Below are 12,886 nucleotides of genomic sequence, written 5' to 3'. Positions count from 1 at the left end.
CACCATCATGGCTGCTATCAGCCCAAAAATAAACGATACGCCGGATTATGGCTCTCATCCCAGTACGGGTAACCCAATTGCTGTAAAAACTGGGTAAAGGCGACCTGATCCTCGGGCGGCACCTGCATGCCCACCAAAACCCGGCCAAAATCTGCCCCATGATTACGGTAGTGAAACAAACTGATGTTCCAGTTGTGACCCATGGATTCGAGAAAGTTCATTAAGGCGCCGGGTTTTTCAGGAAACTCAAAACGGTAAACCACCTCGTTTTGGACTTGTGGCGCATGCCCGCCCACCAGATGGCGCAAATGTAACTTGGCCATTTCGTTGTCGCTCAAATTAATGGTGGGCAAGCCCGCCGCCGCCAATTTGCCCGCGATAGCATCTGCCTCGGTCGGGTGATGCACCGCCAACCCGACAAAAATATGCGCTTGCTCGGTGTCAGCAAAACGGTAATTGAATTCGGTAATATTGCGCTGCCCTAACAGGCGGCAAAAACGCTTAAACGCGCCGGGGGTCTCAGGAATGGTGACGGCAAAGACCGCCTCCCGGCGTTCCCCCAGCTCCGCGCGCTCGGCAATAAAGCGCAAGCGGTCAAAGTTCATGTTGGCACCTGAAGCAACTGCGACCAGGGTTTTACCTTGACACTGTTCGCGTTGACTGTAAGCCTTCAAGCCAGCCACGGCCAGCGCCCCGGCCGGCTCAAGAATGCTGCGCGTATCCTCAAACACGTCTTTGATGGCGGCACAAATCGCATCATTATCAACCACGATCATTTCATCGACATATTGCTGCACGAGCGCAAAGGTATGCTCGCCCACTTGCTTGACCGCAGCCCCATCTGCAAACAGGCCCACTTGTTCCAACATGACACGTTGGCCGAGCTTCAGCGATTCGGTCATGGCTTCGGCATCCTGCGCTTCGACGCCGATGACTTTGATTTCGGGGCGGACCGCTTTCAGATAGGCCGCCATCCCAGCCAGCAGGCCACCACCGCCGACGCAACAAAACACGGCTTCAATCGGCGCCGCATGATCCTGCACCAACTCCAGCGCAATCGTGCCCTGGCCAGCAATGACATCCGGATCATCGTAAGGATGCACAAAGGTCAACTCTTCCCGTTGCTCGAGATCGAGCGCGTGCAAGTAGGCATCGGAGTAACTGTCGCCAAACAACACTACTTCGGCACCGCGTGCGCGCACCGCATTGACCTTGATCGCTGGCGTGGTGGTCGGCATCACAATGACGGCACGGCAGCCCATTTTCTGCGCACTCAAGGCCACGCCTTGCGCATGGTTACCGGCGCTGGCGCAAATCACGCCACGCTGCAAAGCCTCAGCCGAGAGGTTGGCCATTTTGTTATAGGCACCGCGCAGTTTGAATGAAAATACCGGCTGCATATCTTCGCGCTTGAGCAACACCCGGTTATTCAGTCGCGAGGACAAGTTGGGCAATTCATCGAGCGGCGTATGTCTGGCAACGGCATAGACGTGGGAGTGTTCGATTTTTTCGCGGTAATTGATGGTCATGAAATGCGTGGAGATTTTAAAACCGCAAGGTTGCAGTGTATGATAGAGAATTGTTTGTATTATAAAGAATTAATCAAGGATTGAAGCACATGGCGATGGATAAAGCACAACAAGACGCATTGAAACTCGAAGTGGCAAAAGCAGCAGTGAATTATGTCAAGGATGGCATTATTGGTGTGGGCACCGGCTCAACCGCCAACTTTTTTATCGACGAACTGGCCAAAGTCAAACATAAAATCACCGGCGCAGTCGCCAGCTCCGAAGCTACCGCGCAACGCCTGCGTAACCACGGTATCGAGGTCTTTGACTTGAACAGCGTCGACAGCATGGATATTTATGTAGATGGCGCCGATGAAATCACCGAGCACATGCATATGCTCAAAGGCGGCGGTGGTGCATTGACCCGTGAAAAGATCGTGGCAGCTGTGGCCAAATCTTTCATCTGTATCTGCGACGAAAGCAAATTTGTACCCGTATTGGGCAAGTTTCCCCTGCCAGTAGAAGTATTACCGATGGCTCGCAGCCATGTGGCACGTGAACTGGTAAAACTGGGTGGTCAACCCCAATTGCGCGACTTCACAACTGACAACGGCAACTTGATCCTTGATGTGCATGGCTTGAGCATTACCGACCCGATTGCAATGGAAGCCAAGATCAACCAGATCGTAGGGGTGGTGACTAACGGCTTGTTCGCAGCACGCCCGGCCAATGTGTTGCTGCTGGCCACGCCAAATGGCGTTAAAACTCTGACCAAGTAATTGCAACTTCTGCACACTGAAAATTATCATACAGTTGTCATATTGGGCTGGTAATCTGCACCGGCACAATAATTAGGAAAAATTTGTCATGCAATTTGAACACACCTCTAAGCAATATGATGTTGAACTGGAGTCCGTCCGGGCCAAGGTTCTGGAAATGGGCGGGGTCGTTGAGCAGCAAATCGTCAATGCACTGGAGTCGCTGACCAACGCGGATGTCAATCTAGCCAAAGACGTCATGGAGCGCGATGCGCGTGTCAACGCTTTAGAGGTTCAGGTGGATGAAGACTGCAGCCATATTATTGCGCGCAGACAACCTGCAGCACGTGATTTGCGCATGATCATGATGATGGTGAAAACCATCACGGATCTGGAGCGGATTGGTGATGAAGCCACTAAAATTGCACGGACTGCCCAGCGCATCTACGAGCAAGACCGGATGTACAAACCACGGTTCAACGAGATCAAAACCATGGTTGGCATTGTGCGTGAAATGCTGCGTACAGCGCTGGATTCATTTGCACGCCTGGATGTCAGCCAGACCGTGGAAGTCGCCAGACAAGACGAGCAGGTGGATGAACAATTCCGCGCCGCCATGCGTCAGTTGATCACATTCATGCTGGAAGATCCACGTACGATCTCGATGTCACTTGAAGTACTGTTTGTGGCAAAAGCCATTGAGCGCATTGGCGACCATGCGAAGAACATCTCGGAGTACGTGGTCTATATGGTCAAAGGCAAAGATATCCGTCATACCAGCCTGGAAGATATTCAGCGCGAGACGCAGTCGTAATAGACCGCAAATAAAAAGCACTCCGAGGAGTGCTTTTTATTTTTGTTGGCCGGGATACGGTTAAAGCCTCATCGCATTAACCATTTTCACTAGGCAGAAGGAGGCACATAGCCAGTGGCAACATCTGCGCCTTCGCCAAAAAAGTACTTTTCGGTTTGCTCGGATAGATATTTACGTGCACTCGGGTCCGCAAGGCTCAAGCGGTTTTCATTGACCAGCATGGTCTGCTGTTTTAACCAGCCTGCCCAAGCTTCTTTAGACACATGCATATAAATCTTTTTACCCAGTTCTCCCGGATAAGGCGGAAAATCCATGCCTTCGAGCTCTTTGCCCAGTTTCACACATTGCACCAATCTTGCCATGTTCGATCCTCACTACACTGCTAAAAGCGCTATCATAGCGCATGTTAAAATCTGATGTTCGCAATTTTAGAGATAAGCCATGCAAAACAACACCCCTTCAGGTCACCAGGAAAGTCCATTCAAAGGCAAAACCGGCCTCCGGCGCTTGATTAATGCCTTTGGCTACTCCATGGATGGCTTCAAAGCCGCTTATAAGCATGAAGATGCTTTCCGTCAGGAGGTCTGGCTCTCGCTGGTGCTGATTCCTCTGGCATTTTACCTGGAGTCTGAAGCCCTGCACCGCATCCTGATGGTGGGCAGTGTGTTGCTGGTCATGATTGTGGAGCTGCTGAATTCGGCGGTTGAAGCGGTGGTAGACCGCGTGTCGATTGAACGGCATGCACTGGCCAAGCGAGCCAAAGATATTGGCAGTGCTGCCGTGTTGTTGGCATTGATCAACTTGACGGTAGTCTGGGGCTTGATTTTATTCAATTAAATGACAACAGGCTGACCAAGTCAGCCTGTTGCTTTGATCTGTCGCGCCTCTGCGCGCCGCGTAATGCGGCGTCCAGAGGGCGCAGTTAGTCCCACCGCTTAAAAGTCGGCGCGGGCGCCCACCAATACCGCCCTCGCGCCTGACGGGGCAATATCCTTCAGAAAAGAAGCGTGCTCACGGATCTCTTCATTGAGCAGGTTATTCGCCTTGGCAAACAACTCCACGTTATACTTCACCGGCAACTTGTATGCAACCAATGCGCTAACATTAGTATACGCATTGGTTTTGAGCTCGTTCTCGGCCACGTTATTCTGCTTAAAGGCATGCAGCACATCGAGGCGAGCATTCCAGTTACCCAGGCGATAATCTAACCCACCGCCCAAACGCAAGGGCGAAATCCTTGGCAAGTATTGATTATTACGCGTGTCTTTGGCATGCACGTAGTCACCGCGCATTTTTAATGTCCACTCGTCGTTCAAGGCAAACTTGCCTTCTAACTCCAAGCCCTTGAACAAGGCCGGAACCGCTCTAAACTGTGCTTCAGGCAATAGCTCGCCATCCACCGGCACCTCAATGCCTGTATTAAACAAGCCGATAAAGTTTTTAAATTTGGTGGCATACGCGCCTAGCGTCACACTGTGACCACCTGACTTCCATTTGAGCTGCGCATCAATACCGTTGGAGCGCTCTTTGCTGAGGTTAGTATTACCGACCTCCACCTGCCCAGTCGCAATATGTGGTCCATTCGCATACAGTTCAAAATAGCTAGGTGCACGCTCGTTATGCGACAAGTTAGTCGTCACACTCCAGGATTCATCAATGGTGTACAGCCCCCCCAGCGCAAAGCTATTGGGGTTAAAGTGTTTGCTAAACGCCTGGGTGAATTTATCATCGACATGGGAGTCTATCGAGGTCTCGCCAAACCGCCCGCCAAAGGTGACTTTGTGTTTATCGATTGCATACTCTTCGTAGACATAAGCCCCTTGGTCCACGGTGGTGACACTAGGCACAAATGCCTCTTCGCCCAAGGCCTGAAAACGCGTGTTCTGGAACTGATAGCCGACCACTCCATTCAAGCCAGCCAGTGGGACATGGGTGGCTTCGAGGCTACCCTGTAAACCACGGTTTTTAAAAGTGGTACTCGGGTCGCCATTCTCCACTTCTACATGCTCATAATTGGTATAAGCCATTCTCACCTTGATTTTTTGCACAGGCCCCTTGAGTTCTCTCACCTCACCTGCCAATTCCGTACGTTTGTTTTCCATATTGATTCTGACCCCCTCTTCCGCCACGGTGCCATAGTGGTTGTTGGAGTCCGCATAGGAAATCCCCAGATAGCCTGTATCAAAGGTCCAGGAAGCACCCAATGCGCCGCCATTGGCCAGCGCAGAACTATTATTGAGCTTGTCCTTGCCGCGACTATCGCGCGCAGTACCATCGGCCAAACTCTTGCGCTTGGAAAGCGCATAGCCAGGAATCTCAAGATTGCTGGTTTCACGGCTGTAGATATCGGCATGCAATGCAAACAGGCCATTGCCCACATCGACCACCGCAGCGCCATTGCGCGTATTGTCTGGCCCGCCAAACCTGGTTTCAGCGCGGCCGGTATAGCCATTAAGGGATTCTTTAGGGATACGGTGGTCAATCGCGTTGACGACACCGCCCATGGCACTGCCGCCATACAGCAACGCTGCCGGACCTCGCACCACATCAATTTGCTCAATAATCAATGGATCCACGCCCACTGCATGGTCAAAACTCAGTGACGAGGCATCCAGAATGCCGACACCGTTTTGCATGATACGCACACGCTCGCCGTCCAGGCCACGGATAATCGGACGCGAAGCATTTGGACCAAACTGCGTGGCCGTCACGCCCGGAATGCCATTCAGGGTTTCGCCCAGAGTCCCCTGACGACGCAAACTGAGCTCACGTCCGCCCAGTACCGAGACCGGCACCACCATATCATCCGATGCCACGCCCAGGGGATTGCCCGTGACAGGCACATTATCAATATCAAGGGTTTTCGCGTCTTCTGCCGAGACCAGCATGGGCGAGCTCAACGCCGCCATCAATGCCAGCCATAATGATTTTTGCTGCCCACGTGCAGACATCCTCTTTTGTAACATTTTCATTGTTTTTTCCAGACAAGGTCAGGCAGTGCTGTGTGCACTGCATAAATAGCTCACTCCAGCCGCAAGCGCGACCTGGAGAATGTATCGTCAAGGGTTAAACAATGGCAGGAGGGGCGCGTGCGGCATAGGCCGCGAGCGTTGGGCGCTGTATGGCAATCGCCAGGGCGCTGATGACAGCAAGATAGCTAAGCTCTGGCAAGCTCCATTGCTGGGCCTGCGTCATCACCCCGACGAGATGCGCGTAGGCGACACAGAGCCGGCATTGGTCTTTGCTTTGATGTTTGTCAGATTGCGAGTGTTGCGTCAGCTCTTTGAGATGGGTAATTTCATGTGTGACAAGGCCTGTCTGCGTGATCGCAAACAACACTGCCAATAGAAAATACACATAAAAGCGCTTTAACATGTTGAATATACTAACATAAATTCTTGCCCACAGAATGCAACTCTATTGCATTTTTATGCAAAAGCCATGCGTTTTAGCGAGATGAGCAAGTGAAAAGCTAGAGATTAACGACGCGCTTGGGGGCAATACGGCCATCGCGCTGCTGCTGGCCGACCCCAAGAAACAAGCCGGAAGCACTATAAATACGTAAATCGCCCGCTGGGATAACGCCAGCCAGCCAGACTGGATTGCCTTGTTTGAAATAATAGGCGGCATCCTGATGCAGCTCGACTTTAGGCAGGATTTGAATAGCACTATCGACAGGCAGCAGCAACGCATCGCGCTGCTCAATAGACATCTGCTCCAGAGCTTCTATCGTCACGGTCTCGGCGATTTGATAAGTGGCGGTCGCCGTACGGCGTAAAGCTGTGAGGTGCGCACCCACATTGAGTGCTTTACCGATATCCTCGCCTAAGGTGCGGATATAAGTGCCTTTGCTACAACAGACTTCGATTTCTGCACTATTCTCAGCACAGGCCAAGACACGCAATGCATGAATGGTTACCTGACGCGGTGCACGTTCTAGCTCGACACCATTACGCGCGTATTCATACAAAGGCTTACCGTTTACCTTGAGCGCAGAATACATGGGAGGCACTTGTGTAATTGACCCCATAAACTGCGGCAACACGCGCTCAATCTCTGCACACGACACCTGGCAAGCCACCTCACTGACGACGTCACCCTCTTTATCTCCGGTGGTGGTGGTCACACCAAACTTGACGGTCGCCACATAGGTTTTGTTTTCATCTGTCAGGTGTTGTGCAAATTTGGTGGCTTCGCCCAAACAGATCGGCAACACGCCAGTTGCAAGAGGATCCAAGGTCCCGGTATGTCCGGCTTTTTGGGCCTGATATAACCATTTGACCTTTTGCAGGGCCTGATTGGATGAAAAGCCATAGGGCTTGTCCAGCAACAACACGCCACTGACGGCACGTTTAATGCGTTTGGTTTGCATAGCGCGAAAGGAGGTGAAAATTATTCTTGCGGAGGGGTATCAGACAAAGCGTCGCTGATCAGCTTGTCCATGTGCATCCCACGATCTATGGATTCATCATAGACAAAATGCAACTGCGGGACAGTACGGATCATCATGCGCTTGCCCAGCTGCGTACGCAAAAAGCCGGCGGCTTTTTCCAGGCCGGCTTGCAGGCCTTTGCTATTCTTCTGCGCGGTGTAAAAGACCTTGGCATGTGCCATATCCCCCGCCACCTCAACCCCGGTCAAGGTGACCATCTGCACACGCGGGTCCTTGATCTCAAACATGAGCAAATCCGCCAGTTCACGGCGCATTTGCTCAGAGATGCGGTCATTTCTTGAAAATGCTTTAGCCATTAGAGTGTTCTGGCCACTTCAACGACTTCATAAACTTCAAGAATATCGCCGACTTCAATCTCATTGTAGTTCTTGAGAGACAAGCCGCACTCAAAGTTATTTTTAACTTCTTTAACGTCATCCTTGAAGCGTTTCAGGGAGTCCAACTCACCGGTATGAATAATCACATTGTTACGCAACAAGCGGACTTTGGAGTTACGTTTAACCACGCCATCCTGTACATAACAACCGGCCACTGCACCCACTTTGGAGATCCGGTATACCTCGCGGATTTCTACCGTACCAATCATTTGCTCTTTCTGCTCGGGTGCAAGCATGCCACCCAGCGCCGCTTTGATCTCGTCCACAGCTTCGTAAATGATGTTGTAGTAACGCAGGTCGACATCCAGATTCTCAACCAGCTTACGTGCCCCGGCATCAGCCCGGACGTTAAAGCCGATCAGCACCGCACTTGAAGCGGCAGCCAGGTTCACATCTGACTCACTGATGGCACCCACGCCGGTGTGAATAATATTCACACGTACTTCGCTGGTAGACAGTTTTTGCAGGCTGGTGGTCAAGGCTTCGTAAGAACCCTGTACATCTGACTTGATAATCAGGTTCAGGGTTTGTACTTCGCCTTCAGCCATCTGCTCAAACATGTTTTCAAGTTTGGCAGCCTGCTGCTTGGCCAGTTTCACATCGCGGAACTTGCCCTGACGGAACAAGGCAATTTCACGCGCCTTGCGCTCGTCGTTCAAGACGATGGTTTCTTCACCAGCACTTGGCACATCAGACAAGCCCAGAACTTCTACCGGAATAGACGGGCCGGCTTCTTTAATGTCGTTGCCATTCTCGTCAAGCATGGCACGCACACGGCCATAAGCCGTACCTGCCAGCAGCATATCGCCGCGGCGCAAGATACCGGACTGCACCAGTACGGTAGACACCGGACCACGCCCTTTATCCAGGCGACCTTCAATGACCAGGCCTTTGGCTGGCGTATTGAGCGGGGCTTTCAACTCAAGCACTTCCGCTTGCAGCAACACTGCTTCCAGCAACTCATCAATGCCTTTACCGGTTTTGGCAGACACTTCACGGAACATGGTATCGCCACCGTACTCTTCAGGCACCACTTCATGCGAGATCAGCTCGCTTTTCACGCGTTCAGGCTGCGCTTCAGGTTTATCAATCTTGTTAATCGCTACCACGACAGGCACGTTACCGGCCTTGGCATGGTGAATCGCTTCAATTGTTTGTGGCATCACGCCATCATCCGCGGACACCACCAGAATCACGATATCGGTCGCCTTCGCACCACGGGCACGCATAGCGGTAAAAGCCTCGTGACCAGGGGTATCCAGAAAGGTCACCATGCCACGTGGTGTTTCCACGTGATAAGCACCGATATGCTGGGTAATGCCACCAGCTTCACCTGACGCCACGCGACTGCGGCGGATATAGTCCAGCAAGGAGGTTTTACCATGGTCAACGTGACCCATGACCGTGACCACCGGTGGACGTGATTCCAGAATCGCTTCAACGCCTTCGGTTTCTTCCAGGAAGCTTTCAGGATCATTCGCAGCCGCGGCTTGCGCTTTGTGACCCATTTCTTCGACCAGAATAATCGCAGTGTCCTGATCCAGCACCTGGTTGATGGTCACCATCATGCCCATTTTCATTAAGGCCTTGATCACTTCCGCCGCTTTGACAGACATTTTGTGCGCCAAATCCGCAACCGAAATGGTCTCCGGCACCATCACCTCTTTGATGATAGGTTCGGTTGGTGCATTAAAGGCGTGCTGATCATCTTTATTGGATTTGTGATGCTTGCCCTTAGGGGTGCGCCAGCCTTGAGCGCCGCCAGCAGGTGCATCCCCGCGTGTTTTAATGCCGCGTTTTTTGTTCTCGTTTTCATTCCAGTCGCGGTTGTCGGTCTTGGCTTTTTTATCTTTATTTTCTGGCTTGTCTGTTGCTTTGGCAGCGGGCTTGTGTAGCGTCCCTTCAGACAACTTGGTGGCTGCGGGTTTATTCTTCGCAGCCTCGGCCTCTGCCTGGCGCTTGGCTTCTTCTTCTGCGCGACGTTGTGTCAACGCTTGCTTGCGCTTGATATCTTCTGCCTGCAAGGCAGCCAGCTTGGCCGCACGCGAAGCTTCTTGTTCACGTAAGGCAATCTCCTGCGCCGACAGAACCACGCCTTTTTTCACAGGGGCTGGGGCTTCTACGACTGGTGTAAGTGCTGGTGCCTCAACTACTGGCTCAGGCTCTGGCTCTGGCTCAGGTTCAGCCACGACCTCAACGATCTCTTCGATCACAGGTTCTTCCACCACGACCGGCTCAACCTCTACGGGCAAGCTCTCCAGAACTTCTGCTGGTACTGGCTCGGCTTCATCATAAGCAGCGGCATCCACAGGCGGCTCATAGCCCAGCTCAGGGCGCTCCAGCACGCGTTTTTTACGCACTTCCACCTGAATCGTACGGGCTTTACCTGAGCTATCCAGCTTTTTGATTTCGGTGTTCTGCTTACGGGTCAGTGTGATCTTGTTTTTAGGCGCGTTACCTGCCCCATGCTCTTTACGCAAGTAATCCAGCAAGGCAGCCTTGTCACCCTCTTCCAGGAAATCATCCACAGACGTTTTATGAACGCCTGCGCTTTTCAGTTGCTCGATAAGAAGAGTCGTTGGAAGACCCAGCTCGGCGGCAAATTGTGCGACGGTTGAAAGTGCCATGTACTGCTCCAGTTCAATTACTTTATTTTTTAATTAAGAGGTATGCATGATGTTTTAAACGCATAGGTTATTTAAAACGCCTGGTTACTTAAACCAGGGTGCTCGCGCCGTCATAATCAATGACTTCGCACGCTCTTCATCTATTCCGGTCAACTCAACCAGCTCATCGACTGCCAGTTCGGCCAGATCTTCGCTGGTATGAATCTCGCTGGCTGCCAGTTTATGGGCAGTGTCTGCATCCATACCATCCAGCGTCATCAGGTCGTTGGTGTCTTCTTCAACTTTTTCTTCTTTGGCAATCGCCTCGGTTAACAAGGCAGCACGTGCGCGTGAACGTAACTCATTGATCGTGTCTTCATCAAAGGCCTCGATTTCAGCCATCTCTGCCAAAGGCACGTAGGCAATCTCTTCCAGTGTGCTAAAGCCTTCCTGCACCAGGATATCCGCCACTTCTTCGTCCACATCCAGCTTCTCGATAAACAATTGGCTGATTTTGGCATACTCGTCCTGACTCTTCTGCGCAGCCGCTTCTTCGGTCAGGATATTCAGGTTCCAGCCAGTCAGTTCCGACGCCAGACGCACGTTTTGACCGTTGCGCCCAATCGCTACCGCCAATTGCTCTTCGTTCACCACCACATCCATGCTGTGTGCATCTTCATCGACCACAATCGACGTCACTTCAGCTGGCGCCAAGGCATTAATGACAAACTGTGCCGGATCCATGCTCCACAATACGATATCCACGCGCTCGCCACCGAGCTCAGAAGTCACCGCTTGTACACGGGAGCCACGCATGCCCACGCAAGTCCCCACAGGATCCAGGCGCTGGTCATTGGTTTTAACCGCAATTTTGGAACGCAAGCCAGGATCACGCGCCGCAGAACGAATCTCCAGCAGGCCTTCTTCGATTTCAGGCACTTCCAGCTCAAACAAACGCTTGAGGAACTCGGGAGCGACACGCGACAGGATCAGTTGCGGCCCACGGCCACCACGGTCCACGCGTGACAGATAAGCACGCACACGGTCACCCACGCGCAGGTTTTCTTTTTGAATCATGGCTTCACGTGGCAGCAGGCACTCAATACGGCCTACTTCAATAATCGCATTGCCTTTTTCCATCCGCTTGATCACGCCAGTGACCAGGCTTTCGCCACGCGCCAAAAAGTCCTGGATCATTTGCTCACGCTCAGCTTCGCGCACCTTCTGCAAAATCACCTGTTTTGCTGCCTGTGCGCCAATGCGGCCAAACGAGATCGACTCTAATGGCTCTTCGTAATAGTCGCCAATTTGTCTGCCAGCAGCACGTTCGTCTTCTTCATCAAACTGGTAAGCCGAGCTTTCCAGCAGGTCATATTCTACATATTGCCAGCGTCTAAAGGTTTTGTAATCTCCGGTTTCACGGTCAATTTCGACACGAATATCTGCGCCTTCTTCATGGTTCTTTTTCGTCGCCGAAGCCAATGCCAATTCCAGGGCAGTAAAGATTACCTCTTTATCCACGTTTTTTTCATGGGCCAGGGCATCAACCAACAACAATAATTCACGACTCATCGTAATCTCCAACTCACCGTACGGATTAGCTAAAACAAATTAATCAAAAACCGGGCTCAATCGAGCCTTATCTATATTATCCAGCGACAATCTATAAACCCAGCCATCGCACTCAATCAACACTTTCCCCTCGTCAACGCCTTGCAACTGTCCCAAAAAAGTCTTTCTGGGCAATGTGGTTGGCGTTGCTTTAGGGCCATCATCCGGAATACCCACTCGCAATTTGATTTGTGCACGCTCACCAGTAAAACGCATAAAATCACGTTCCTTGCGCAACACACGATCCAGACCGGCAGAAGAGACTTCCAGGCGGTCATAATCGATATCCAGTTCTACCGTCAGCACGTTGCCAAGCTGGTTGCTCACCAGAACACAATCATCAATCGTAACGCTGTCCTTATTGTCTTTGGGTGCCAGCTTGTCGATGAACACGCGCAATAATTTGCCACGATTGGCTGCCTCAAAATCAACCAGCTCGTATCCTAACTGCGTGACTGTCTTTTCAACTACCGAATGCAAATTTTGCATACGCACCCTTAATTCAAAACGTTACGTCCAAAAACAAAAAATGGGCGTAACGCCCATCTATCATTTTGATTATACCAAAATTCCTTTTAAATTCAAAGTAACAGATGGCGCAATGACTGGGTCGGGCGGGTTTTGTTTGACGTCTACAGCCTGTAGTAGCCCGAACGGGTCAATGACATACGCCTGTGTATTTTTTAAGATGTGTGTAAAAGAGGGAGAAGCAGCAGATCAACAACCGCTTGAGCGGTGTCAATTATATTTTACGCTGCA

Annotated in this window: 12 protein-coding genes; 3 read left to right on the top strand and 9 right to left on the bottom strand. The window is 51.6% G+C overall.

Going from position 1 to position 12,886, the window contains the following annotated elements:
* Positions 1-17: 17 nt before the first annotated feature.
* Complete coding sequence (gene ilvA / locus ACFQ1T_RS00060; RefSeq protein ID WP_379073334.1) at positions 18-1,529, bottom strand: threonine ammonia-lyase, biosynthetic; 1,512 nt, start codon at positions 1,527-1,529, stop codon at positions 18-20.
* Between the two features lie 95 nt (positions 1,530-1,624).
* Here ilvA and rpiA point away from each other — a divergent pair, with 95 nt between their 5' ends.
* Positions 1,625-2,287 (top strand): ribose-5-phosphate isomerase RpiA, encoded by a 663-nt coding sequence (gene rpiA / locus ACFQ1T_RS00055; RefSeq protein WP_194749787.1) that lies wholly within the window; start codon positions 1,625-1,627, stop codon positions 2,285-2,287.
* Between the two features lie 88 nt (positions 2,288-2,375).
* The gene (phoU, locus tag ACFQ1T_RS00050; protein ID WP_194749768.1) at positions 2,376-3,080 is read left to right on the top strand and encodes a phosphate signaling complex protein PhoU; all 705 of its coding nucleotides are present in this window, start codon (positions 2,376-2,378) and stop codon (positions 3,078-3,080) included.
* An 89-nt stretch (positions 3,081-3,169) separates the two neighbouring features.
* Here phoU and ACFQ1T_RS00045 read toward each other — a convergent pair whose 3' ends face one another.
* Positions 3,170-3,442, bottom strand: a complete 273-nt coding sequence (locus ACFQ1T_RS00045) for an oxidative damage protection protein (RefSeq protein ID WP_194749769.1) — start codon at positions 3,440-3,442, stop codon at positions 3,170-3,172.
* Positions 3,443-3,521: 79 nt separating this feature from the next.
* On the opposite strand from ACFQ1T_RS00045, the gene ACFQ1T_RS00040 reads away from it, so the two are divergent.
* Positions 3,522-3,917, top strand: coding sequence for a diacylglycerol kinase (locus ACFQ1T_RS00040; RefSeq protein WP_275356407.1), 396 nt, complete (start codon positions 3,522-3,524; stop codon positions 3,915-3,917).
* 98 nt (positions 3,918-4,015) lie between these two features.
* Here the strand turns inward: ACFQ1T_RS00040 and ACFQ1T_RS00035 are convergent, their stop codons facing one another.
* The 7 genes from ACFQ1T_RS00035 to rimP form a co-directional block, all read right to left on the bottom strand.
* Positions 4,016-6,046, bottom strand: coding sequence for a TonB-dependent receptor (locus ACFQ1T_RS00035; protein WP_379073744.1), 2,031 nt, complete (start codon positions 6,044-6,046; stop codon positions 4,016-4,018).
* 100 nt (positions 6,047-6,146) lie between these two features.
* The gene (locus tag ACFQ1T_RS00030; protein ID WP_194749771.1) at positions 6,147-6,455 is read right to left on the bottom strand and encodes a hypothetical protein; all 309 of its coding nucleotides are present in this window, start codon (positions 6,453-6,455) and stop codon (positions 6,147-6,149) included.
* A 97-nt stretch (positions 6,456-6,552) separates the two neighbouring features.
* Positions 6,553-7,452, bottom strand: a complete 900-nt coding sequence (truB, locus tag ACFQ1T_RS00025; RefSeq protein WP_313986116.1) for a tRNA pseudouridine(55) synthase TruB — start codon at positions 7,450-7,452, stop codon at positions 6,553-6,555.
* 20 nt (positions 7,453-7,472) lie between these two features.
* Entirely contained in the window at positions 7,473-7,829 is a 357-nt protein-coding gene (gene rbfA / locus ACFQ1T_RS00020; protein WP_194749773.1) for a 30S ribosome-binding factor RbfA, read from the bottom strand.
* Positions 7,829-10,537, bottom strand: coding sequence for a translation initiation factor IF-2 (infB, locus tag ACFQ1T_RS00015; RefSeq protein ID WP_379073333.1), 2,709 nt, complete (start codon positions 10,535-10,537; stop codon positions 7,829-7,831). Before infB ends, rbfA begins: the two co-directional genes overlap by 1 nt.
* Positions 10,538-10,621: 84 nt before the next feature.
* On the bottom strand, positions 10,622-12,088 hold the full coding sequence (nusA, locus tag ACFQ1T_RS00010) for a transcription termination factor NusA (protein WP_194749775.1): 1,467 nt from the start codon (positions 12,086-12,088) through the stop codon (positions 10,622-10,624).
* A 39-nt stretch (positions 12,089-12,127) separates the two neighbouring features.
* Positions 12,128-12,616 (bottom strand): ribosome maturation factor RimP, encoded by a 489-nt coding sequence (gene rimP / locus ACFQ1T_RS00005; protein WP_379073332.1) that lies wholly within the window; start codon positions 12,614-12,616, stop codon positions 12,128-12,130.
* Positions 12,617-12,886 lie beyond the last annotated feature (270 nt).

It is taken from the genome of Methylophilus glucosoxydans, from assembly GCF_042676145.1.
GTDB classification, from domain to species: domain Bacteria; phylum Pseudomonadota; class Gammaproteobacteria; order Burkholderiales; family Methylophilaceae; genus Methylophilus; species Methylophilus glucosoxydans.
The sequence above is the reverse complement of the archived record's forward strand: the minus strand, read 5'-3'. Positions and strand labels throughout refer to the sequence as shown.

Excerpts from the sequence above, each read along its gene's own strand:
- ilvA (WP_379073334.1), bottom strand. The coding sequence starts at position 1,529 with ATGACCATCAATTACCGCGAAAAAATCGAACACTCCCACGTCTATGCC.
- rpiA (WP_194749787.1), top strand. The coding sequence starts at position 1,625 with ATGGATAAAGCACAACAAGACGCATTGAAACTCGAAGTGGCAAAAGCA.
- phoU (WP_194749768.1), top strand. The coding sequence starts at position 2,376 with ATGCAATTTGAACACACCTCTAAGCAATATGATGTTGAACTGGAGTCC.
- ACFQ1T_RS00045 (WP_194749769.1), bottom strand. The coding sequence starts at position 3,442 with ATGGCAAGATTGGTGCAATGTGTGAAACTGGGCAAAGAGCTCGAAGGC.
- ACFQ1T_RS00040 (WP_275356407.1), top strand. The coding sequence starts at position 3,522 with ATGCAAAACAACACCCCTTCAGGTCACCAGGAAAGTCCATTCAAAGGC.
- ACFQ1T_RS00035 (WP_379073744.1), bottom strand. The coding sequence starts at position 6,046 with ATGTTACAAAAGAGGATGTCTGCACGTGGGCAGCAAAAATCATTATGG.
- ACFQ1T_RS00030 (WP_194749771.1), bottom strand. The coding sequence starts at position 6,455 with ATGTTAAAGCGCTTTTATGTGTATTTTCTATTGGCAGTGTTGTTTGCG.
- truB (WP_313986116.1), bottom strand. The coding sequence starts at position 7,452 with ATGCAAACCAAACGCATTAAACGTGCCGTCAGTGGCGTGTTGTTGCTG.
- rbfA (WP_194749773.1), bottom strand. The coding sequence starts at position 7,829 with ATGGCTAAAGCATTTTCAAGAAATGACCGCATCTCTGAGCAAATGCGC.
- infB (WP_379073333.1), bottom strand. The coding sequence starts at position 10,537 with ATGGCACTTTCAACCGTCGCACAATTTGCCGCCGAGCTGGGTCTTCCA.
- nusA (WP_194749775.1), bottom strand. The coding sequence starts at position 12,088 with ATGAGTCGTGAATTATTGTTGTTGGTTGATGCCCTGGCCCATGAAAAA.
- rimP (WP_379073332.1), bottom strand. The coding sequence starts at position 12,616 with ATGCAAAATTTGCATTCGGTAGTTGAAAAGACAGTCACGCAGTTAGGA.